The sequence below is a fragment of the Arenimonas sp. genome (assembly GCF_022842045.1).
Lineage (GTDB): Bacteria > Pseudomonadota > Gammaproteobacteria > Xanthomonadales > Xanthomonadaceae > Arenimonas.
In genome coordinates this window covers 1-20438 of sequence record NZ_JALHQI010000030.1, presented here as the reverse complement: position 1 = coordinate 20438, position 20438 = coordinate 1, and the positions used below count along the sequence as shown (strand labels likewise).

Annotated in this window: 15 protein-coding genes; 6 read left to right on the top strand and 9 right to left on the bottom strand. The window is 71.2% G+C overall.

Translation table 11 applies throughout. The features are described 5' to 3' along the window. Window positions 1-193 precede the first annotated feature (193 nt). Window positions 194-2662: a S8 family serine peptidase gene (locus Q0C12_RS08115; protein ID WP_290888729.1), complete on the top strand. Its 2469-nt coding sequence runs from the start codon at window positions 194-196 to the stop codon at window positions 2660-2662. A gap of 70 nt (window positions 2663-2732) precedes the next feature. Here Q0C12_RS08115 and Q0C12_RS08110 read toward each other — a convergent pair whose 3' ends face one another. Next, window positions 2733-6137, bottom strand: a complete 3405-nt coding sequence (locus tag Q0C12_RS08110) for a mechanosensitive ion channel domain-containing protein (protein WP_290888726.1) — start codon at window positions 6135-6137, stop codon at window positions 2733-2735. 75 nt (window positions 6138-6212) lie between these two features. On the opposite strand from Q0C12_RS08110, the gene mutM reads away from it, so the two are divergent. The 3 genes from mutM to Q0C12_RS08095 are packed head-to-tail and all read left to right on the top strand — an operon-like array spanning window position 6213 to window position 10470. Beyond that, the gene (mutM, locus tag Q0C12_RS08105) at window positions 6213-7025 is read left to right on the top strand and encodes a bifunctional DNA-formamidopyrimidine glycosylase/DNA-(apurinic or apyrimidinic site) lyase (protein WP_290888724.1); all 813 of its coding nucleotides are present in this window, start codon (window positions 6213-6215) and stop codon (window positions 7023-7025) included. A gap of 57 nt (window positions 7026-7082) precedes the next feature. Then, on the top strand, window positions 7083-7646 hold the full coding sequence (locus tag Q0C12_RS08100) for an ECF-type sigma factor (RefSeq protein ID WP_034212732.1): 564 nt from the start codon (window positions 7083-7085) through the stop codon (window positions 7644-7646). 13 nt (window positions 7647-7659) lie between these two features. Beyond that, complete coding sequence (locus Q0C12_RS08095; protein WP_290888719.1) at window positions 7660-10470, top strand: protein kinase; 2811 nt, start codon at window positions 7660-7662, stop codon at window positions 10468-10470. A gap of 6 nt (window positions 10471-10476) precedes the next feature. Here the strand turns inward: Q0C12_RS08095 and Q0C12_RS08090 are convergent, their stop codons facing one another. Together Q0C12_RS08090 and Q0C12_RS08085 are read right to left on the bottom strand one after the other, a co-directional pair. Continuing rightward, on the bottom strand, window positions 10477-11106 hold the full coding sequence (locus Q0C12_RS08090; protein ID WP_290888716.1) for a thymidine kinase: 630 nt from the start codon (window positions 11104-11106) through the stop codon (window positions 10477-10479). 70 nt (window positions 11107-11176) lie between these two features. Then, window positions 11177-11911, bottom strand: a complete 735-nt coding sequence (locus Q0C12_RS08085) for a pseudouridine synthase (RefSeq protein WP_290888713.1) — start codon at window positions 11909-11911, stop codon at window positions 11177-11179. A gap of 85 nt (window positions 11912-11996) precedes the next feature. Here Q0C12_RS08085 and Q0C12_RS08080 point away from each other — a divergent pair, with 85 nt between their 5' ends. Continuing rightward, window positions 11997-13538: a peptidoglycan DD-metalloendopeptidase family protein gene (locus Q0C12_RS08080; RefSeq protein WP_290888711.1), complete on the top strand. Its 1542-nt coding sequence runs from the start codon at window positions 11997-11999 to the stop codon at window positions 13536-13538. A 76-nt stretch (window positions 13539-13614) separates the two neighbouring features. Here the strand turns inward: Q0C12_RS08080 and ubiB are convergent, their stop codons facing one another. The 6 genes from ubiB to Q0C12_RS08050 form a co-directional block, all read right to left on the bottom strand. Next, the gene (ubiB, locus tag Q0C12_RS08075) at window positions 13615-15282 is read right to left on the bottom strand and encodes a ubiquinone biosynthesis regulatory protein kinase UbiB (RefSeq protein WP_290888779.1); all 1668 of its coding nucleotides are present in this window, start codon (window positions 15280-15282) and stop codon (window positions 13615-13617) included. 14 nt (window positions 15283-15296) lie between these two features. Then, window positions 15297-15932, bottom strand: coding sequence for an SCP2 sterol-binding domain-containing protein (locus tag Q0C12_RS08070; protein ID WP_290888708.1), 636 nt, complete (start codon window positions 15930-15932; stop codon window positions 15297-15299). 43 nt (window positions 15933-15975) lie between these two features. Beyond that, window positions 15976-16131, bottom strand: a complete 156-nt coding sequence (locus Q0C12_RS08065; RefSeq protein ID WP_034212741.1) for a DUF1328 domain-containing protein — start codon at window positions 16129-16131, stop codon at window positions 15976-15978. 125 nt (window positions 16132-16256) lie between these two features. Continuing rightward, window positions 16257-17258 carry a 2-alkyl-3-oxoalkanoate reductase gene (gene oleD / locus Q0C12_RS08060; protein ID WP_290888705.1) on the bottom strand — a complete coding sequence of 334 codons (1002 nt, stop codon included), beginning with the start codon at window positions 17256-17258 and terminating at the stop codon, window positions 16257-16259. Continuing rightward, window positions 17255-18925: an olefin beta-lactone synthetase gene (gene oleC, locus Q0C12_RS08055; RefSeq protein WP_290888702.1), complete on the bottom strand. Its 1671-nt coding sequence runs from the start codon at window positions 18923-18925 to the stop codon at window positions 17255-17257. Before oleC ends, oleD begins: the two co-directional genes overlap by 4 nt. Before the next feature lies 1 nt (window position 18926). Continuing rightward, complete coding sequence (locus tag Q0C12_RS08050; protein ID WP_290888699.1) at window positions 18927-19856, bottom strand: alpha/beta fold hydrolase; 930 nt, start codon at window positions 19854-19856, stop codon at window positions 18927-18929. Between the two features lie 161 nt (window positions 19857-20017). Here Q0C12_RS08050 and Q0C12_RS08045 point away from each other — a divergent pair. Continuing rightward, a partial coding sequence (locus tag Q0C12_RS08045; protein WP_290888696.1) for a biotin/lipoyl-binding protein occupies window positions 20018-20438 on the top strand: 421 nt, incomplete at its 3' end.

Below are 20438 nucleotides of genomic sequence, written 5' to 3'. Positions count from 1 at the left end.
GAAAACGGGGTCAGGTTCACTTCCTGGTGTCGGAGCCGGCCCGGCCCAGGCACTGCGAGCGCCATCGCCATCCCGTCGCCGCCTCGGACCGCCGCTGGGGGTTTTCCCTCCCGTGGCCGTGGGTGTAATGCCGAGTAGGTTCCGGCGCGGGTGAGGCCGATGCTGCTTGTTCCGTTCCCGTGGAGCTTGACCCATGTTCCGAACCCGTCTGTACCGCACCGCACTCGCAGCCGCCCTGCCGGCCGCCCTGCTCGGCCTCACCCCGGCCGCGCTGGCGGCCTCGCTGGACCCCAACCTCGAGGCGCTGATCGCCGACGGCCAGTTCGACGCCGCCCGGGAGGTCATCGTCACGTTCGATGGGAACGGGCCCCTGACGTCCGCCCAGCGCGATCGCCTGCTGGCCCTGGGGCTCAACGGGATCACGCTCGAATCGCTGCCCATGGCCGGCGTGGTCGCGACCCAGGCCCAGGTACTGCAGCTGGACCGTTGGGATGACGTCCGTTCGATCTGGCTCAACGCCGAGCTTCAGTACGAGAACCATGAGGCCACCGAACTGACCGGCGTGGACCGGCTTCGCCGTGACCCGGCCCTGCGCAAGAACGGGATGCCCATCAGCGGCCGCGGCGTGGCGGTGCTCGTGAATGACTCCGGCATCGACGGCACCCATCCGGACCTGACCTTCCCGCGCCACGTGGTCCAGAACGTGGCGGCCCAGACCAACCTGCGCTCGGTGTCCGGCCTGCTGCCGGTGACGCGCACGGAGAACGTGCCCAACACCGACATCGCGGGCGGCCACGGCACGCACGTGGCCGGCATCGTCGGTGCGACCGGCGCGGCTTCTCCCGGCGGCAAGTTCGAGGGCGTCGCCCCGGGCGCCGACCTGGTGGGCTATGGTTCGGGCGCCGGACTGTTGATCCTCGACACGCTTGGCGGCTTCGACTACGCGCTCAGCCAGCAGTCGCGCTACAACATCCGCGTCGTGTCCAACTCCTTCGGCCAGACATCGGACACCGGCACGGACTTCAATCCCGACCACCCGACCAACGTCGCCACCAAGGCGCTGGCGGACCGTGGCGTGGTCGTGGTGTTCTCGGCCGGCAATTCCGGCCCGGGCGAAGGCACCATCACCGGCCAGTTCAAGAAGGCACCTTGGGTGATCACCGTCGCGGCCGGCGACAAGCAAGGCGGCCTGGCCTCCTTCTCGTCCCGTGGCGAAAACGGCCGTGGCGGCGAGGTGGTCGTGGACGGTGAAGTGCTGCGCTGGGAAGACCGGCCAACCGTGACCGCTCCTGGCGCGAACATCTACTCGACACGCGCCGCCGGTGGCCCGCTCGACGCCCTGTCGCTCCAGTCGGAGATCGGGGAGATCGGCGCTGCCGACGCCGTCTACTACAGCCGCAAGTCGGGCACGTCGATGTCCGCACCGCACGTGTCGGGCATCGTCGCCCTGATGCTGCAGGCGAATCCGTCGCTCGACTGGCGCGGCGTGAAGCAGATCCTGCAGGAAACCTCGACCAACTTGACGGGCCGCGCCCCCTGGGAGGCCGGCGCGGGCTACGTAAACGCCCATGCCGCGGTCCAAGCCGCATTCGACCTCGGCGCTTTTGGGCAGACGGTGAACGCCCGCCGGACTTTCAACGCCCGGGCAATGACGTCGGTGGCCAGCAATGAACAGGTGAGCGTGCCTTTCAGCCCGGTGGGCAATGCGGGCTCCGTCAGTTTCCATGTGCCCGCGGGCGTGACGCTGGTCAACGCCAGTGCCAACGTGAGCGACAACACGGTGGCCCTGGTGCTGACCGACCCGAACGGCAAGCGCTACGGTTCCGGCGTCTCGTTGCCGGTGCTTGGCCCGAACATCGCGGTGGCCGCGCCCGGCGTCCCAGGCAGCTGGACGCTCTCGGTGCGCGGCATCGGCGGTCTCTCGGGAGCCTCGCTTGACCCGGCGCAGCTGACCAACGGCTACGGCGTGCCGGACACGGTGGTTGCGCGCATCAAGCAGATCCGTACCGACGGCTACGTCGGCCTCAATGACGTGGACGGCCACCCGGCCCGGGGGTTCGTCGAGTTCGGCGTCAGCGCCCGGCTGCTCGACGCCGACGCGCAAGGCCGCTACCGCCCGGACGCCAAGCTGTTGCGTGCCGAGCTGGCCGACTTCCTGGTGATGGGCATGGGCGTGCGCCAGTCCGACCCCATCGCTGGCGCCACCTTCCCGGACGTAGACCCGCTGTCGCCGCTGTATCCGTTCGCCGAAGCGGTCGGCGGGCGCGGTGGCGTGCTGCGCGACGCCTTCCAGCGCCAGGACCCGCTGCTGGGCGCCGATGCGCAGGGCCGGTTCGGCCCGACCGGGACCGTCCGCCGCGACCGGCTGGCCTACGTGCTGGTGCAGAGCCTGGGCCTGCAGGATGCGGCCCGCGCCCACACCGGCGATGTGACGGTCGCCTTCGACGGGACGCGCTACGTGCTGGCCGACCAGGACAAGATCCCGGCGGCGCTGCGCGGCTATGTGCAGCTGGCGCTTGATGCGGGCCTGATCCCCGCCACCTTCCGCCTGGTACAGGGCCCGTTCGACCTGCAGCCGACGCTGCAGGCGAGCTTCGGCCCGGAGACCGAGGTCAGTCGCGCCGACTACGCGGCCGCAGCAGCACGCTTCGCGCTGCGCTGAGCGACCCGCTCCACAGGAAGGGCCCGCCGCTGGACGGCGGGCCCTTTTGTTTTGTGGGCCGTGACCGGGCTCAGCCGCGCGCCGCCGCACCGGGGTCGCGCGGGTCCTCCACCGTGCGCGCCTGCGTTGGCCTCTCGGGCAGGTCGCGGACGTGGACGTCTAGCTGCGGGTAGGCGAAGGCGATGCCGTGTTCGTGGAAGAGTTCGATCAGGCGCATGTTGATTTCGTTGCGCACCGCCAGGCGGTCGGTCATGGCGGCCACGAAGACGCGCAGCTCGAAATCGAGGGTGCTGGCGCCGAACTCCAGCAGCCAGCTGCGCGGCGGCCAGTCCTGCAGCACGCGCGAGTTCTCGTTCGCGGCCTGCAGCAGCAGCCTGTGCACCAGCGCCGGGTCGGTGCCGTAGTCCACGCCCACCTTGATGGTGATGCGGGTGGTCTCGTCGCTCAGCGTCCAGTTCACCAGCTGGCCGGTGATGAAGGTCTTGTTCGGGACGACGATTTCCTTGTTGTCGAAGTCCAGGATCGTGGTGGCGCGGGTGCGGATGCGGGTCACGGTGCCGTCGAGATTGTTCACCGTGATCACGTCGCCCACGCGGAACGGGCGCTCGAACAGCAGGATCAGGCCCGACACGAAGTTGGCGAAGATCTCCTGCAGGCCGAAGCCCAGGCCCACCGTCAGCGCCGCCGCCATCCACTGCAGCTGGCCCCAGTGCAGTCCCAGCAGGCCCAGGCCCAGCACCACGCCGAACAGCACGATCGCGTAGCGCGCCACGCTGGTGATGGCGTAGCGCGAGGCGGCATCGATGTTGGCGCGCGAGCGCAGGCCGATCTCCAGCAGGCCCGGCAGGTTACGCGCCGCCACGAAGGTCAGCGCCAGCGCCAGCAGCCCCAGCAGCACCGCCATCAGCGTCACCGCCACCTGCACCGAACTGCCGTCCTCGGCGGTGTCGCTGACGTGCCAGAGCGCGATCTCGTCGAAGCGCGCGAACGCCGGCAGCACGTCGGCCCAGACCCAGGCCAGGCCCACCACCAGCAGCGTCAGCTTGAACGCGCGCAGCAGGCGCCGGCTCTGCGCGTTCACCGTCTCCAGCGTGATCTCGGGTTCGAGATCGGTGGGCACCGCCTCGCCGCCATCCTCGGCGTCGGCCGTGCCTTCCGCCGCGGCCTGCGCGGCCGCCTCGCGCTTCTGGTCCTGGCGATGCAGCGCAAGCCGCCGTTCGCCCAGCAGGAACCAGCGCGCCAGCAGCCCGTGCAGCACGGCCACGGCCGTCACCGTGCCCACGCTGGCGAACAGGGCATCGAGCAGGATCGCCGACGAGTACACGTAGCCATCGAGCGCCAGCAGCGCCATCGCCACCAGCACCGTCGGCACCAGCGCGCGCAGCACGCGCCGGGCGCCCGAGGGCTCCGGGTCGTGCCCGCGCATGTGCCACAGCCGCGCCGGCTGCAGCAGGTCCCACATCACCCAGGCCGAGAACAGGCTGGCGATGACGATCGCGATGCGCCCCGGCACCGAGATCGCCAGTTCCTGGTTGCGGATGAAGGACAGCGCCACCACGAAGTACAGCGGCAACAGCACCAGCCTCGCCTTCGGCAGCCAGCGCGCCAGCGCCTCGCGGCGGGTCTTGGTCCAGCGGAAGTGCGCGTGCGCCAGCCCGCGCTCGCGCACCAGCCAGGCCAGGAAGGCCAGCGTGAATGCCGGCAGGGCCAGCGCCTGCAGCGCGAGTCCCAGCGAATCGCTGTACTTGCCGCTGTCGCCCACGCCCTGCAGCAACTTGCCCGACGCGAACAGCGCGGCCGCGCCGGGCACCGCGCCGGCCACGGTCCAGGCCAGGGATTCGAAGGTGCGGCGGTAGCGATCCTGGCGAACCTGGCGCACGGCTTGCGCCAGCGCTTCAAGGCGCGCCGGTGCGCGATGGCGCAGCACGAACAGGCCGGCCACCAGCAGCAGTGCGGCGAGGTAGGCCAGCGGCCGCTCGGCGAAATCGCGCTGCACCAGCATCGCGGTAGTGGCGAAGCGCGAAGGCTTCACCAGGTCCTGCGCGCCGGCCGGCACGGTGGCCAGCCAGTCGCCGCCGACCGGCGGATGGCTGCGGATCCACAACAGGTGGCGGTCGAGCGTGGTGCGCAGCGCAATGTTGGCGTCGAGCCGGGCCTGCAGGCTGCGTTCGGACTGCTCTAGCGCCGCGACGTGGCGCCAGATCAACGGCTCGAGCCGGCCGGCCAGGTCGCGGCGCTGCTCCAGCAATGCGGGCAGCGGGTCCTGCGCGGTTTCCGCAGCTTCCGGCGCGTCCTCCTCGCTGCCGGGTGCCAAGCGGCGCAGCGTGCGCACGGCGTTGGGCAGGTCGGCCAGCTCGCGCTGCAGTTCGCCGAGCGTGATCAGGCGCAGGCGGAGCTGTCCGAGGGATTCGCGGATTTCATCGAGGCGATCGTTGAGCCGCGCCTCGGGCTCCAGCCGGCGCAGCTCGGCCCATAGCCAGGTACCCACCTGTTCGCTCTGGCCGCCGAGCTCCAGGCGGGTGCGGGCGTCCTTCAGGCCCGCGAGGTCACGCGCCAGCGCCTCCTCCTCGCCGACCAGCTCGCTGCGCTGGCGGGCCAGGTCCTCGTTGGTTTCCACGAGCTCCTCGCCGAGCGCGCGATTGACGCGCGCGGCCTCGGCGACGGCCGGGTCTTGCGTGGCCAGCGCGTCGGCCTGCGCCACGAGCTGCTCCGCCAGGCCAGCGAGCTCCTCGCGGCCCAGGTCGGCGATGCGCCGCTGCAGCACTGCCAGGCGCGGCTCGCGCAAGGCAAGGCGGTGGCGCAGCGCGCGCAATTCGAGTTCCTGCAGGCGCTGGCGCGTGGCGGCCAGGTCCTGCTGCGCCTGCCGCAGCGCCAGGTCGGCGGTGAGCTTGCGGCGCTCGGCGGCGTTGCGCAGCGCGCGGGCGCGCACCAGCGGGTCGGGCTCGCCGTCCGTCGGGGCGGCCGGCTGCGCCAGTTCGTCCAGGCGCGACTGGATCGCGGCCAGCTCCTGGCCGCTGCGCGCGGGCTGGGCGAAGCTCGCGGCCATTTCAGTAGCGAGGGTTTCGATCTGGCTGCGCAGCTGTTCGGCCGCCAGGCGCTCCTGTTCCAGCGCGATCTCCAGCGTCTCGACGTCGGCGCGCGCGGGCAGGCGCGCCTGCCATTCGCGAAGGGATTGCTGGCGGTCGACTTCGAGCTGCGCCGTCAGCTCGCGGCTGCGCGCGGGCGCATTCGCGGCCTCGGCGCGCAGCGCGGCCAGGCGTTCGGCCAGGGCGGCGGCCTCACGATCCGCCTCGGCGGCGGCATCCAGGGCGTCATTGGTGGCCTTGGCCTGCGGGTCGGCGAGGGTTTCGGCCGCGGTGCGCAGCAGGTCGGCGGGGCCCGGGGGCGTGGCGACCGCAGCGCCCGGCAGCGCCAGGGCCAGCAGCAGGAGGGGCGCCAGCAGGCGGGACGAGTCAGGGCGAGGGTGGGGGCGCATCGGCCTAGGCTAGCCCTGCCCCACTGAACCGGCAATTCGCGCGGGCCTCGCCCGGCCGCGAACTACAATGCCGCCATGCCCGAACTGCCCGAAGTCGAGACCACCCGCCGCGGCCTGGCCCCGCACGTGGAAGGCCGCCGCATCACCGGCGTGGTGCTGCGCCGCCCCGACCTGCGCTGGCCGATCCCGCCCGAGGTGGCGCGCGAGCTGCCGGGGCAATCGGTGCTGTCCGTGCGCCGCCGTGCGAAATACCTGCTGCTCGACACCGCCCCCGGCAGCGCCGTCCTGCATCTGGGCATGTCGGGGATGCTGCGGGTGCTGCCGGCCCGCACCCCGGTCGAAACCCACGACCACGTGGACCTGGCCCTGGACTCGGGCCGGGTGCTGCGCTTCACCGACCCGCGCCGCTTCGGCTGCCTGCTCTGGCAGCCGGCCGGCGAGACCCACGCGCTGCTGGCCCACCTCGGCCCCGAGCCGCTGTCGGACGATTTCGACGGTGACTACCTGTTCGAGCGCAGCCGCGGCCGCAAGGCCCCGGTGAAGGCCTTCCTGATGGACCAGGCGATCGTGGTCGGCGTGGGCAACATCTACGCCGCCGAGAGCCTGTTCCAGGCCGGCATCGCCCCGGGCCGCGCGGCCGGCAGCGTGAGCCGCGACCGCTACGGCAGGCTGGCCGCGGCCGTAAAGACCATCCTCGCCCACGCCATCACCCGCGGCGGCACCACCTTGCGCGACTTCCTGAGCCCGGACGGGGCGCCCGGCTATTTCGAACAGGAACTGTTCGTGTACGGGCGCGAGGGCGAGCCCTGCAAGGCCTGCGGAAGGCCGATCAAGGATGGGCGGATGGGCAATCGCGCTACCGCCTGGTGTTCCCGCTGTCAGCGGTGACGCCGCCCGGCTTGGGCTATAGTCTCCCCAGCCCGCGCAGACGGGACCCGGGGAACCATGAACGAAACGGCTGACATCACCCAGTGGCTCAGTGCCGCGCGCGGCGGCGACAAGTCGGCGCTCGACCGGGTGCTGGCCACGCTCTACCGCGAGCTGCACGGCATGGCCCGGCGCCAGCTGGGCGGCCAGCAGCACGGCCACACGCTCGACACCACCGCCCTGGTGCACGAGGCCTACCTGAAGCTGGCCGGCCGCGCCGAAGCCGAGTTCGAGGACCGCGCCCACTTTTTCGCTTACGCCGCCAGCGCCATGCGCTCGGTGGTGGTGGACTACGCCCGCCAGCGCATGGCCGTGAAGCGCGGCGGCGACCTGCACCGCGTCACCGACCTGCCCGAGGACGCCGGCGGCGGCATGCGCCTGGACGAGGACATGCTGGGCCTCGATGTCGCGCTGAACAAGCTGCACGACCTCGACCCGCGCCTGGCCCAGGTGGTCGAGATGCGCTACTTCGCCGGCCTGTCCGAGACCGAGATCGCCGGCCTGCTGAAACGCTCCGAGCGCAGCGTGCGCCGCGACTGGCAGAAGGCCCGCATGTTCCTGCTGGCCGCCTTGCAGGGCTGAGCCCGGGCGACCCGTGGACACCGAGCGCTGGACCACGCTGTCGGCGCTGCTGGACGAGCTGCTGGAGCTCGAGCCCGCCGTCCGCGACCGCCGCCTCGCCGAAATCACCCGCGCCGACCCCTGCCTGGGCTCGGAACTGCAGCGCCTGATGGCGCTGGAGGACGAGCGGCCCGATTTCCTGTCGCAGTCGGTGGTGGATGCGGCGGTGTTCTCGCCGCAGCCCGGGCAGAAGATCGGGCCGTACAAGCTCGAGCGCCCGCTGGGCGAAGGCGGCATGGGCCAGGTGTGGCTGGCGCTGCGCGCGGATGGCCTCTACGACCGCCGCGTGGCGCTGAAGCTGCTGCGCCCGGGCCTGGGCGACGCCGGCCTGCGTACGCGCTTCACCCGCGAACGGCAGATCCTCGCGCGCCTGGGCCACGCCCACATCGCCCGCCTGCTCGATGCGGGCGTGAGCAGCGACGGCCAGCCTTACCTCGCGCTCGATTACGTGCAGGGCGAACCGATCACCGACTACGCGCGCAAGCTGGCGCTGCCCACCGAGGCACGGCTAAAGTTGTTCCTGCAGGTGTGCGCGGCGGTTAGCCATGCGCACGCCAACCTGGTGGTGCATCGCGACCTCAAGCCGTCCAACATCCTGGTGACGCCGGCCGGCGAGGTCTGCCTGCTCGACTTCGGCATCGCCAAGCTGCTCGATGAATCCGCCAACGGCAACACCGAGATCACCGGCACCGGCACCCGCGCCTTCACCCTGCACTACGCCGCGCCCGAGCAGCTGCGCAACGGCGTGATCACCACCATGACCGACGTGTATTCGCTCGGCGTGGTGCTTTACGAAATGCTGGTGGGCCGCAAGCCCTACGACCCGGCGCGCGCCACGGATGCGGCGTTCGAAGAGGCCATCCTCACCGGCGACCCGGTGCGGCCTTCGACGGGTGCGCTGAAGCTGGCGCGCGAAGCCGGCGCGCCCGCGCCGCGGCGCATCGCCGGCGAGCTGTCGGGCGACCTCGACAACATTCTCCTGAAAGCGCTGGCGAAGGCGCCCGAGGACCGCTACGTGTCGGTGGAAGCGCTGGCGCAGGACCTGCGCCGCCACCTCGACGGCGAGCCGGTGCTGGCGCGGCCGCAGAGCCTGGGCTATCGCACCGCGAAGTTCATCGGCCGCAATTCGGTGGCGCTGGTGGCGGGCTTCTTCGTCAGCGGGCTGCTGCTGGCGGCGCTGGCCTTCGTGTCGTGGCAGGCGCGGCGCGCGATCGTCGAGGCCGAGCGTGCGCAGGCGATGCAGGACTTCGTGGTGGCGCTGTTCGAGAACACCGACCAGGCTGGCGACGGCGATGGCCTCGACGTGCGCACGCTGCTGGATGCCGGCGTGCGCCGCGCCGACACCGAGCTGCTGGGCCAGCCGCAGGCGCGCGCCGAGCTGCTGGGCCTGGTGGTGCGGCTTCGGCAGGGCCTGGGCGATGACCGCCAGGCGCTGGAGCTGCTCGACCGCCAGTCGCAGGTGCTGGGCACCCTGGCGGGCGAAGCGCCCGCGCGGCTCGGCATCGAGGCCGCCGCGATGCGCGGCCGCAGCCTGCGCGCGCTGGGCCAACCGGAAGTGTGCGTGCGCGCGCTGCTGCCTTGGCTGCCGGTGAGCCAGCAGCAGTCGGCGCGGCAGCCACGCGAGGTGTCGGAGTTCCTGTCGCAGCTCGGCCGCTGCCATCGCCGCCTGGGCGGCCGCGAAGTCGCGCGCGATCTGTTCGGGCAGGCGCTGGCCCTGCGCGCCGGCCCCGAACTCAAGGCGCTGCAGGCCGAAAGCCAGGCCGACCTGGCCGGTCTGCTCGCCGACGAGGGCCGCCACGCGGAAGCCATCATCGCGATGCGCGCCGCGCTGTCGCTGCTGCGCGAAAGCGGCGGCGACCGCAATGCGCTGGGCGTCGAGATCTGGCGCGAGCTGGGCAGCCTGCACCTGGTGATCGGCGACCGCGTGGAAAGCGAATCGTCCTACCGCCAGGCGATGGAAATCGCACTCACCCGCTTCGGCCCCGGCCACCCGGCCAGCACCGGCGTGCAGCGACCCTTGGGCGCGCTGCTGGTTCAGAACGGCAAGCTTGAGGAAGCCGAGCGCCTGCTGCGCACCGCGCACGAGCGCCTGCTGGCGCGCTTCGGCCCCGAGCATCCGGAAGTTGCCGCGTCGTGGCAGCAGCTCGGCCGCCTCTCGTGGGAGCAGGGGCGGCTGCTGCAGGCACAGGACGCCTTCCAGCGCAGCCTGCAGCTGGTCCGCCGCGGCAACGACCTCGGCCCGCGCTCGTCGGTGCTGTGCGATCTGGCGCAGGTGCGGCTGGCCCTGGGCCAGGCGGACGGCGCCGAACTGCTGGCGCTGGAATGCCAGCAGCTGGCCCTGGCGGACAGCCCGCTGCAGGCGGCACGCGCCGATTTGCTGCTGGCTCGGGTGGCGATGGGGCGCATGAACTCGGAAGCCGCGCTGTCGCTATTGGCGTCGGCCGAGCAGCGCCTGCTGGCCGCAGGCATCGCTGCGGGTAGCGACGAGCACCTGCCCGTCGCCCTCGCACGAACCCAAGTGCTGATCGACGTCGGCAACGTGCCGGGCGCCGATGCGGCGCTGACCGCGCTGCGCAACCTGCCCCGCGCCCGCCCCACCCCGACCGACGCGTGGGATTGGCGCATCGGCGCCCTCCAGGCGCGCCTTTACTGCCGGCAAGGCCGAAGCGGCGATGGCCGCGAGCTTCAGCAAAAGATGTTGGCCGAGGCAAGCCTGGGCCAGCCGGAGCGGCAACGCCTGGCGGATGAGATTGCGGAGTTGGCGTCCGGGTGTGGCCGAGGATAATCGTCCCTATTGCTCACCCAACGGCAGCTGCGGCTGCTGCAGGTCGATCACGCCCTCGCCCGCCATCACTTTCTTGAACTCGCCGCGGCTGACCGAAACATAGCGCTCATTGCCGCCGATCTCCACCTGCGGGCCGTCGGAGATGGCGCGGCCGTTCTCGTCCACGCGCAGCACCATCGTGGCCTTGCGGCCGGTGTGGCAGATGGTCTTGATCTCGACCAGGTTGTCGGCCCAGGCCAGCAGGTACTGGCTGCCTTCGAACAGTTCGCCGCGGAAGTCGGTGCGCAGGCCGTAGGCCAGCACCGGCACGTTCAGGCGGTCGACGATCTCGGTGACCTGCCAGACCTGACGCTTCGAGAGGAACTGCGCCTCGTCCACCAGCACGCAGTGCAGCGGCCCGCGCGCGGCGATGTCGTCGCGCACCATGGCCAGCAGGTCGTCGTCGCGGCCGAAGATGGTGCCGCGGGCCTTGAGGCCGATGCGCGAGGCCACCACGCCCTCGCCGTAGCGGTCGTCCAGACGCGGCGTGAGGATCAGCGTGCGCATGCCGCGCTCGTGGTAGTTGTGCGCGCTCTGCAGCAGCGTGGTGGTCTTTCCGGCGTTCATCGCCGAGTAGTAGAAATATAGCTTGGCCAAGGCGGTGGTCCGGGGCGTGCGAAGGGCCATTATCGCCGCTGCCGCGGGTGCTTGGCCAAGGCGGGCTTGTTCAGGTAGCCGACGGTGGCTGCAGCGCGGTCGCCATCTCGTCGGACCAGCCCAGCCGTGCCATCGCGCGGTTCCACTCGTCATCGCCGGGGGCGATGGCCGTGATGCGGCGGCCATCGAGCGGATGCGGGAAGCTCAGCCGGTACGCGTGCAGCAGCATCCGGTGCACGCCCATCCTGCGGAAGGCCTGGTTGTGGCGACCGTCGCCGTGGCTGCTGTCGCCGATCAGGTGGTGGTGGAGGTGCTTGAGGTGGCGGCGGATCTGGCGGAAGCGGCCCGTCTGCGGCGTGCAGCGCAGCAGCGCGTAGCGCGAGGTCGGGTGCTGGGCGCTGGGGATCTCGAGTTCGGCGGTGGCCAGGCGCGCGTACGTCGTGACCGCCGGCTTCTTCTGCGGCTTGCCGGGGCCGCCGTCGAGCGGATGGTCGATCACGCCTTCGGCCGGCTCGGGCCAGCCGCGGCACACGGCCAGGTAGTCCTTCCCGAAGTCCTGCGACATCAGCGCCTTGCCCAGCGCCGAGGCGCTGTCGCGGTCGAAGGCCAGCAGCAGGCAGCCGCTGGTGGCACGGTCCAAGCGATGCACCAGGAACACGGGGCGGCCGAACTGCTCGCGCAGGCGGTCGGCGGCGAAGTCGGTTTCGCCGCGGGCCAGGGCGCTGTCGTGCACCATCAACCCGGCGGGTTTGTTGACCACCGCGATCTGGTCATCGGCGAGGATTACGGGCAGCGCGAGCGTCAAGGCGGCGGGTCCGGACAGCGGGGGCGCGATTTTCGCATGGTCGCGGCGCTGGCGTAGGATGGCGCCGGGAAACCAGGGGAATGCCATGAAGATGACCACACCTCGCCTGCTCGCCGGCCTGGCCTGCCTCATGCTCGCCGGCACCAGCACCGCGCGCCCGCCCGATGGCGGCGGCCACCTCACCGCCGCCGACATGGCCGACCACGTCTCGCCCGAGCTTGATCGCCGCCTGGTGGACGAAGTGAACCAGAACCTCGACGCGCTGCAGCGCAGCGGCAAGGCCGTGGCGCCGCGCACGCAGGCGGTGAGCGGCATGCTCTGGCCGCTGGGGCCGGTGAACGGCGCCGGGAAACAATGGCACGGCATTTCGAACTTCGTGGACCTCAACGCCGCGTTCCCGAACCAGCTGCTCGACTACACCTGCGGCACCCGCACCTACGACACCACCGGCGGCTACAACCACCGCGGCATCGACTACTTCATCTGGCCCTTCCCGTGGACGCTGATGGACGCCGGCGCGGTGGACGTGCTGGCCGCGGCGCCCGGCACACTGGTGGCCAAGGGCGACGGCAACAATGACCGCTCCTGCTCGCTGAACGCGCCGGACACGCCGAACTACGTGGTGATCCAGCACGCTGACGGTTCGGTGGCGCGCTACCTGCACATGAAGAACGGCTCGGTCACCTCGCTGCCAATCGGCGCGCCGGTGCCGGCCGGCACGCCGCTGGGCAAGGTGGGAAGTTCCGGCATTTCCACCGGGCCGCACCTGCACCTTGAGTTCCGCGCCAGCAATGCCGTCGGCGCCGCGGTGATCGAGCCGCACGCCGGGGCCTGCAACGCCAGCCCGACCATGACCTACGCTGAGACACGGCCCTACCACGACTCGCGCATCAACCGCCTCTCCACCCACGGCGCGCCGCCGCAGATGGCCAGCTGCCCGAGCACGGTGGACACGCCGAACTTCAAGAACACCTTTGTGCCTGGCGAGAGCTTCAGCGTGATGGCCGGCTACCGCGACCAGGTCAGCGGCACCAGCACCCAGTACCGCGTGCTGCGTCCCGACGGCAGCGTGTTCTCGAGCTGGAACCAGACCGCCAGCACCACTTACGCCGGTGCCTGGTGGTACTGGAACTTCGCACTGCCGTCGAATGCGCCGCACGGGCTGTGGGCGTTCGAGGCCACCTACCAGGGCGTGACCACGCGCCACAGCTTCCAGGTCGCCGACGCCACGCCGGCCGCGGCCACGGCGTTCCCGGTCGACCTTTCCGGCAGCTGGTACAACACCGGCACGCCGGGCCAGGGCTTCAACCTGGACATGGTCAACGAGAACCGGTTCCTGCTGTACTTCTACGGCTACCACAACGACGGCGAGCAGCTGTGGCTCTACGGAGACTTCAACCCGGGTGCCGCGGCCTTCGCCTGGGACGTGCCGGTGACGATCGACATGTACGTGCTCGACGGCGGCGGCTTCCAGACCTTCCCGGCGCCGGCCAGCCGCGTGTGGGGCACGGCGAAGCTGATCTTCGAGACCTGCAAGCGCGCCACGATCGAACTCAGCGGCGAAAGCGGCACGCAGATCCTGCAGCTGGACAAGCTCAACACGACGCGCGGGCTCGGCTGCCCCTGAATGCAGACGGCCCCGGTGATGCCGGGGCCGTCCGTCGCGGCAGGTCACGCCGGCGCGTCGACGCCAGCGCGATGGCTTAGCGACGCGGCCAGGCCGCCAGGAATGCCGCGAATGCGCCGAGCCCGGCAATGCCGGCTGCGGCCGGGATGCCGAGCAGGCGCGGGCCGCCGGCTTCGAGGCCGACGAGGACCGCGGCCACCACCATCAGCCCGGTGCCGAGGATGGCGTAGATGGTCTGGCGCTGGCCGGCCTTGGAAATGCGCGCCAGTTCCGCGAGGTCTTCGCTGCGCATGTTGATGCTGTGCTGGCCGCGCACCTGCTGGGCCAGGAAGTCGTGCAGCAGTCGCGGCATGTCGGGCGCGTGCGTGATCAGCTCGGGCAGGCGCTTGCGGAACTCGGCGCCCAGCGTGGCGGGGCTGTAGCGCTCACGCAGGATCTTCTCCAGCACCGGCCGCGCCTCGGCCCAGATGTCGAGCTTGGGGTCGAGCAGGCGGCCCACGCCCTCGATGTTGAGCAGGGTCTTCTGCAGCAGGATCAGCTGCGGCTGCAGCGTGAGCTCGTAGCGCTGCGCGGTCTTGAACAGCTTCACCAGCACCTCGCCCAGCGAGATCTCGCTCAGCGGGCGGGTGAAGTAGGGCTCGCAGACGGCGCGCGTGGCCGCCTCGAGCTCGTCGATGCGGATGTGCGAAGGCATCCAGCCCGCCTCGATGTGCAGCTCGGCGATGCGGCGGTAGTCGCGCTGGAAGATCGCCATGAAGTTCTCGGCCAGGTAGTACTGGTCGCGGCGGTCGAGCTGGCCGACGATGCCGAAGTCGATGGCGATGTAGCGCGGATTGGCCTGGCGCGTCGCGTCCACCCAAATGTTGCCGGCGTGGGCGTCGGCGTGGAAGAAGTTGTCGCGGAACACCTGCGCGTAGAACACGCGCACGCCCTTGGCGGCGAGGGCCTTGCGGTCGATGCCGGCGGCGTCGAGCGCGGCGATGTCGTCGGACGGGATGCCGCGCACGCGCTCCATCGTCAGCACGGTCTCGGTGCTGTAGTCCCAGAACACCTCGGGCACGTACAGGTCGTCGCTGCCCTGCCAGGTGCGGCGCATCTGGCTGGCGTTGGCGCCCTCGCGCTGCAGGTCCAGCTCGGCGTACAGCGTGGCGGCGATCTCCGAGACCACTTCCTGCGCGCGGATCTTCTCGGCGTTCGGGTGGTGGCGGTCGGCCAGCGCGGCGAGCGTGCGCAGCAGTTCGATGTCGGCGTCGATGCGGGCGCGGATGTCGGGGCGCAGCACCTTCACCACCACCTCGCGGCCGTCGTGGAAGCGCGCGGCGTGCACCTGCGCGATCGACGCGGACGCCAGCGGCGTGAGGTCGAACTCGGCGTAGATCTCGCCGACCGGCTTGCCCAGCGCGGCCTCGACCAGCGCGCGCGCATCCTCGCCCGGGAACGGCGCGACGCGGTCCTGCAGCAGCGTGAGTTCCTCGGCGATGTCGGGCGGCAGCAGGTCGCGACGGGTGGACAGCACCTGGCCGAACTTCACGAAGATGGGGCCCAGCTCCTGCAGCGCGTGGCGCAGGCGCTGGCCACGCGGCAGGTCGGCCGCCTCGCGCGCCGGGGTGATCGGCTTGAGCAGCCACAGCCAGCGCCGGAAGGCGGTATCGCGCAGGAAATCGTCGAGCCGGTGTCGCAGCAGCACGCGGGCGATGCCCACGGCGCGCAGCGTGGCGGTGACACCGCGCGAGCCGCCGCGCACCAGGCCGACCGCGCTCACGCGCCTTGCCCTGCGTCGATCCGGGCGAAGCGCGCGAGCAGGCGCTCGGCGCGATCGCGCAGGTCATCGACGTCATCGTGGAAGGCGGCGAGCTCGGCCTTGCCGACCAGATCGCGCGATTCCTCGGTGAGGTAGTCGACGGTGTCGCGGCTGAAGCCGCGGGCGAATTCGCCGCCGGCCTTCAGCGCCTCGCCCAGCACGCGCGCCACCTGCGGGCCGATGACCGGACCCAGCAGGTCGGCGAAGGGCTTCTCGAAATCAGGATCGAAGCGCTGCGCGAGATGCTGCAGCGTGCGCGCCAGCTCGGCGTCGCCGTTGATGCGGACCTTGCCGACCGGCGGCGCGCCACTGGCGCGGAAGAAGGGAAGCTGGGACAGCACGCCCGAGAGCGTGGCGCGGATGCCGAGGTCGGGCTCGTCGGTGGGCGGGCCCACCTGCAGCCGGCCTTCGTGAACCTTGATGTCGAGCGCCACCGGCGGCGCCTCCAGCGCCAGGCCGATACGACGACCGCCGAGGCGCGTGAGCGCCCCGGCGGTGTCGGGATCGAGGGCAACCAGTCGGTTGAGCGCCAGTTCCAGCGCGCGGCCGGCCAGGGGCTTGAGGGCGTCGAAGGGGGAGGCGGCAGGCGTCATGCCGCCATTCTAGCCATCCGGCGTGATGCCCGGGGATGAACCGTCAGGTTGCCTTCTTGAGGAAGGACACGACCGCCAGGATGAGGAAGACCACGAACAGGACTTTGGCGATCGTGGCAGCCATGCCGGCCAGGCCACCGAAACCGAGGACGGCCGCAATGATGGCGACCACGAGGAAGATCAGCGCGTAATGGAGCATGGTTGCTCTCCTGTTATTGGGGGGATGCCTCTGATGGGCAACCCGACCCTAGCCCCCGCTTCCTGACCCCGGTGTTAAGCGCGGGATCGTCCTCAGGCGCGGTTTAGACTCGCCTTCACGCGGAACTAGCGAGCGCCCGCGCGCCACCAGGCCGCCAGGCGCGCCAGGCCTTCGGCGGTGGACACCTTGGGCACGTAGCCGAAATCGCGGCGGGCGGCGGAAATGTCGTACCAGCGCGGCGTCGAAAGCTGCTCGGCGAGGAAGCGCGTCATCGGCGGCTCGCCCTTGAGGCGCAGCAAGGTCCAGACGGCTTCAAGCACGGCGCCTGCGGCGTAGGCCACCGCATACGGCACGCTGCCGGTGACGGGCGGCACGCCGGCCGCGGCCAGCATGTCGTTGACGATCTGGCGCACGGGCCGCGGTTCGCCGTTGGAGATGAAGTAGGCCTTGCCCGCGCAGGGCGCACCCGGCGCCAGCGCCTTGAACGCATCGACGTGCGCCTGCGCGGCGTTGTCGATGTAGGTGGTGTCCATGCGGTTGTGGCCGCCGCCGACGAAGCGTAGGCGGCCCGCGTTCGCGCGTTCGACGAGGCGCGGCAGCAGCTGGGTGTCGCCCGGGCCCCAGATCAGGCGCGGACGCAGCGCGACGGTGGCGAGCGTGGCGTCGTTCGCGGCCAGCACTTCCTTTTCCGCGATGAGCTTGGTGGCCGGATATGGCGCTTGGAAATGCTCGCCGTAGGGCGTGCCGTCCTCATCGCCGCCTTCCACCGGCGTGCGGCCGCTGTGGGTGACGCTGGGCGTGGAGGTGTACACCAGCCGCGCGATGCCGTGCGCGCGCATCGCCGCCAGCACGTTGCGCGTGCCGGTGACGTTGGCGCTGAAATAGCTCTCCACGCTGCCCCAGGCGCCGGCCTTGGCCGCGTTGTGGAAAATCGCGTCCTGGCCTTCGAAGGCGGCGAGCACCGCCGCGGCGTCGGCGAGGTCGCCGCGCACCTGGCGCACGCCCATCGCCTCGAGCGCCGGCGAGTGGCTGCGCTGGAAGCTGGTGACGTCGTGGCCTTCGGCCTGCAGCGCCTTGCACAGGGCCTGGCCGAGGAAGCCGGCGCCGCCGGTCACGAGTACCTTCATGCCTTCCTCGGCGCCACGCGCGGCTGCTTGGCGGCCCAGGCCGCCAGCTGCTCGCGGCCGATCTTGGCGTTGTGGCGGATGTCCACCGGGAAGCCCGGATGGATCAGGAAATCCTGGATGCGGGCGGTGTGCACATAGCCCATGCCGAGGCGATACAGATCGTCGAGCACGCGCTCGTGCTCTGACATCGGCAGGTTCGGCGCCATCTCGACGCAGAGCACCGGACGCTGGTCGCTGCTCTCGCCCACGCCGACCAGGGCGGTGCGCGCCACTTCGGGGTGGGTGTTGAACACGGGCTCGACCTGCTCGGTGTACAGGTTGCCCAGCGCCGTGCGCACGCGATGCGACTTGCGGCCGCAAAACCAGAGCCGGCCCTCGGCATCGAAGCGGCCGAGGTCGCCCATGCGGTGCACCACGCACGTGCTGCCATCGGGCAGGGTCTCGCGGATCTTCGCCAGCGCGGTGGCCTGCGGGCGGTTGAAGTATTCGTCGGTGGCGGTGGGGCCGGCGACGGTGATCTCGCCGATCGCTTCGGCGCCCAGTACTTGCACCTGCGACCAGTCGGCGATGGCTTCATCACTGATAGCGATGATGCGCACTTCGTTCGGCGGCACCGGGCGGCCGACGCAGGTGCCGGCGCCGTGTTCGGTGGCTTCGCGCGTGGACTGCAGCTCGCGGCCTTCGATCACGGCGACGGGCAGGCATTCGGTGGCGCCATAGGGCGTCCAGAACTGCGCGTCGTCCGGCAGCAGCGCGCGGATGCGCGCCACCACGTCGGCGGGCACCGGCGCGCCGGCGGAGGTAACGCGCTTGAGACCGTCGAGTTTCTGGCCGTGGTCGGCCAGCACCTTCATCAGCGCGGGCGAGCCGAACAGCTGGTCGACGCCGAAGGCCTGCATCGCGTGCAGCAGCTTGCGCGGGTCGGCCTTGGCGGGCTGCGTCGGGTCCATGTCGGGAATGATCGAACTCAGGCCCAGGGCCGGGTCGAACAGCGCGAACGGCGGGAAGGTGGGCAGGTCCACGCCGCCGGGCTGGATGCCGAAGGCCTCGCGCAGCAGGTCGATCTGGGCGACGAAATGGCGGTGGCGGTAGACCACGCCCTTGGGCACGCCGGTGGAGCCGGAGGTGAACAGGATCGCCGCGACGTCATCGCCCGCAGTGTCGGCCAGCTGCGGGCCCGCGCCGGCGCCGCTCGCTTCCACGTCGGCCAGCGTCGCGCCGCCCCAGAACCAGCGGCGCCCGACGGTGATGCGCGTGCGCGCCGACGGCGCCCAGCGCAGCAGCAGCCTCGCGAACTGCGCCAGCGGGATGCCGATGAAGGCCTCGGGCTTCGCTTCGTCCAGGCACTGCTTCAGCGCGCGCTTGTCGATGCCCGGGTCCACCAGCACCGGCACCGCGCCAGCCTTGAACAGCGCGAACATCAGCAGGAAGAACTCGGGCGAGGGCCGCACCATCACCACCGCGCGGGTGCCGCGGCCGATGCCGCGCTTCGCCAGGCCCGCCGCGATGGCGTCGGAGCGCTGGTCGAGTTCGCGGTAGCTGAGCGTGAGGTCGTGGCGGGCGAAGCCGCCGGGCCCGCGCGAGCCCGGGCAGCGCATGGCGATGCGGTCGGGCGCCTCGGCGGCCAGCCGCGGCAGCGCGGCGGCGATGTTGCAGGCCGCCGTCATCTCACAGCAGGTTGCGGTCGAGGAAGTCGCGCAGGCGCGGCACCAGCACTTCGTGCTTGTCCTCGAGCACGTAGTGGCCGGCGTCCTCGTACACCTGCTTCTCGGCGCGCGGCAGCGCTTCCTCGAAGCCCTTCAGGAAATGGTGGTCGAACACGAAGTCCTGCAGGCCCCAGCCCAGGTAGGCCGGGCGGTCGGCATACGAAGCCAGGCGCTTGCCGGCCTCTTCGACCAGGTCCCAGGCGCGGTCGCCCGGCGCCAGCGGGATGTCCTGCACGAAGCGCAGGGTGGAGATGCGGTTCTTCCAGCTGTCGTACGGGGCCTCGTAGGCCTTGAGCACGTCGGCGGGCATCTTGCGCACCACGCCCTGGCGGGTGGCGCCGGCGGCGAAGGCGTTGAAGCCGCGGATGGCGAGCGCGCCGAGGTTGTAGTCGCGGCCCAGCTTGAGCTGCCAGGGCAGCGGCTTGTTGGCCGGCAGCGGGAAGGATGCGGTGTTGAGGATGATCAGGCGCTTGATGCGGGCGCCGTGCTTGAGCGCCCAGCCGAAGCCGATCATGCCGCCCCAGTCGTGCACGGCCAGGGTGAGGTCGTCGCCCAGGTCGAGGTGGGTCAGCAGGCGGTCCAGGTCCTGGATGCGGCTGCGCAGGGTGTAGCTGTAGGCGGTGTCGTCGGGCTTGTCGGACAGGCCCATGCCGATGTGGTCGGGCACGATGCAGCGGTAGTCCTCGCGCAGGCCCAGCACCAGGTGGCGCCAGTAGTAGGACCAGGACGGGTTGCCGTGCAGCATCAGCACCGGGTCGCCCTCGCCCTCGTCCAGGTAGGACTGGGTCAGGCCGTTCGGGTGCACGAAGGACTTCGGGGTGAAGGGGTAGTCCGGGAACGGACCCTTGGCGAGGACGCGGGCCTGTTCGGCGCTGAGGGTGGTCTGGTTCATGGGCCCGGATTCTACGAGGAAAAATGTACCAGGTTCATTTATTCGGGCCGGAGGCAGGCAAAGCCGGGCGATCCCGGCCGGATAGATGAACCTGGTACATTTTTTCCCGGCATCACCGGGCGAGTCGCTATCCTCGGCGGAGCACACTCCGGAGCCCGTCCATGAAGCGCCCCCTCGTCCTCGCCGCGCTGGCTCTGGTCGCCGTCGCCCTGGCCTGGTCCGGCCTGCAGTCCCTGCGCGGCCCGGTGCTCGACGGTTACGAGGTCACGGCCCGTCCGCTGGTGCAGACCGTGGTCGCCACCGGCCGGGTGGCGGCGGTATCGCGGGCGCAGGTGGGCAGCCCGGTCACCGCCGTAATGCTGGAGCGGCGGGTGGAGGAAGGCGACGTGGTGCAGCCGGGCGATGTGCTGGCCGTGCTGCGGGCCGACGACCTGGAGGCCGCCGTGCGCGAGGCCGAGGCGGCCCTCGCCCAGCTGCAGCAGTCCACCCGCCCGCAGGCACAGGCCGCGCTGCGCGAGGCCGAGGCCCGGCTGGCCCAGGCCACCCGCGAGGCCGAACGCCGCCGCGACCTGTTCGCGCGCC

Coding starts and splice junctions, on each gene's coding strand:
- Q0C12_RS08115 (WP_290888729.1), top strand. CDS start 194: ATGTTCCGAACCCGTCTGTACCGCACCGCACTCGCAGCCGCCCTGCCG.
- Q0C12_RS08110 (WP_290888726.1), bottom strand. CDS start 6,137: ATGCGCCCCCACCCTCGCCCTGACTCGTCCCGCCTGCTGGCGCCCCTC.
- mutM (WP_290888724.1), top strand. CDS start 6,213: ATGCCCGAACTGCCCGAAGTCGAGACCACCCGCCGCGGCCTGGCCCCG.
- Q0C12_RS08100 (WP_034212732.1), top strand. CDS start 7,083: ATGAACGAAACGGCTGACATCACCCAGTGGCTCAGTGCCGCGCGCGGC.
- Q0C12_RS08080 (WP_290888711.1), top strand. CDS start 11,997: ATGAAGATGACCACACCTCGCCTGCTCGCCGGCCTGGCCTGCCTCATG.
- Q0C12_RS08070 (WP_290888708.1), bottom strand. CDS start 15,932: ATGACGCCTGCCGCCTCCCCCTTCGACGCCCTCAAGCCCCTGGCCGGC.
- Q0C12_RS08065 (WP_034212741.1), bottom strand. CDS start 16,131: ATGCTCCATTACGCGCTGATCTTCCTCGTGGTCGCCATCATTGCGGCC.
- oleD (WP_290888705.1), bottom strand. CDS start 17,258: ATGAAGGTACTCGTGACCGGCGGCGCCGGCTTCCTCGGCCAGGCCCTG.
- oleC (WP_290888702.1), bottom strand. CDS start 18,925: ATGACGGCGGCCTGCAACATCGCCGCCGCGCTGCCGCGGCTGGCCGCC.
- Q0C12_RS08050 (WP_290888699.1), bottom strand. CDS start 19,856: ATGAACCAGACCACCCTCAGCGCCGAACAGGCCCGCGTCCTCGCCAAG.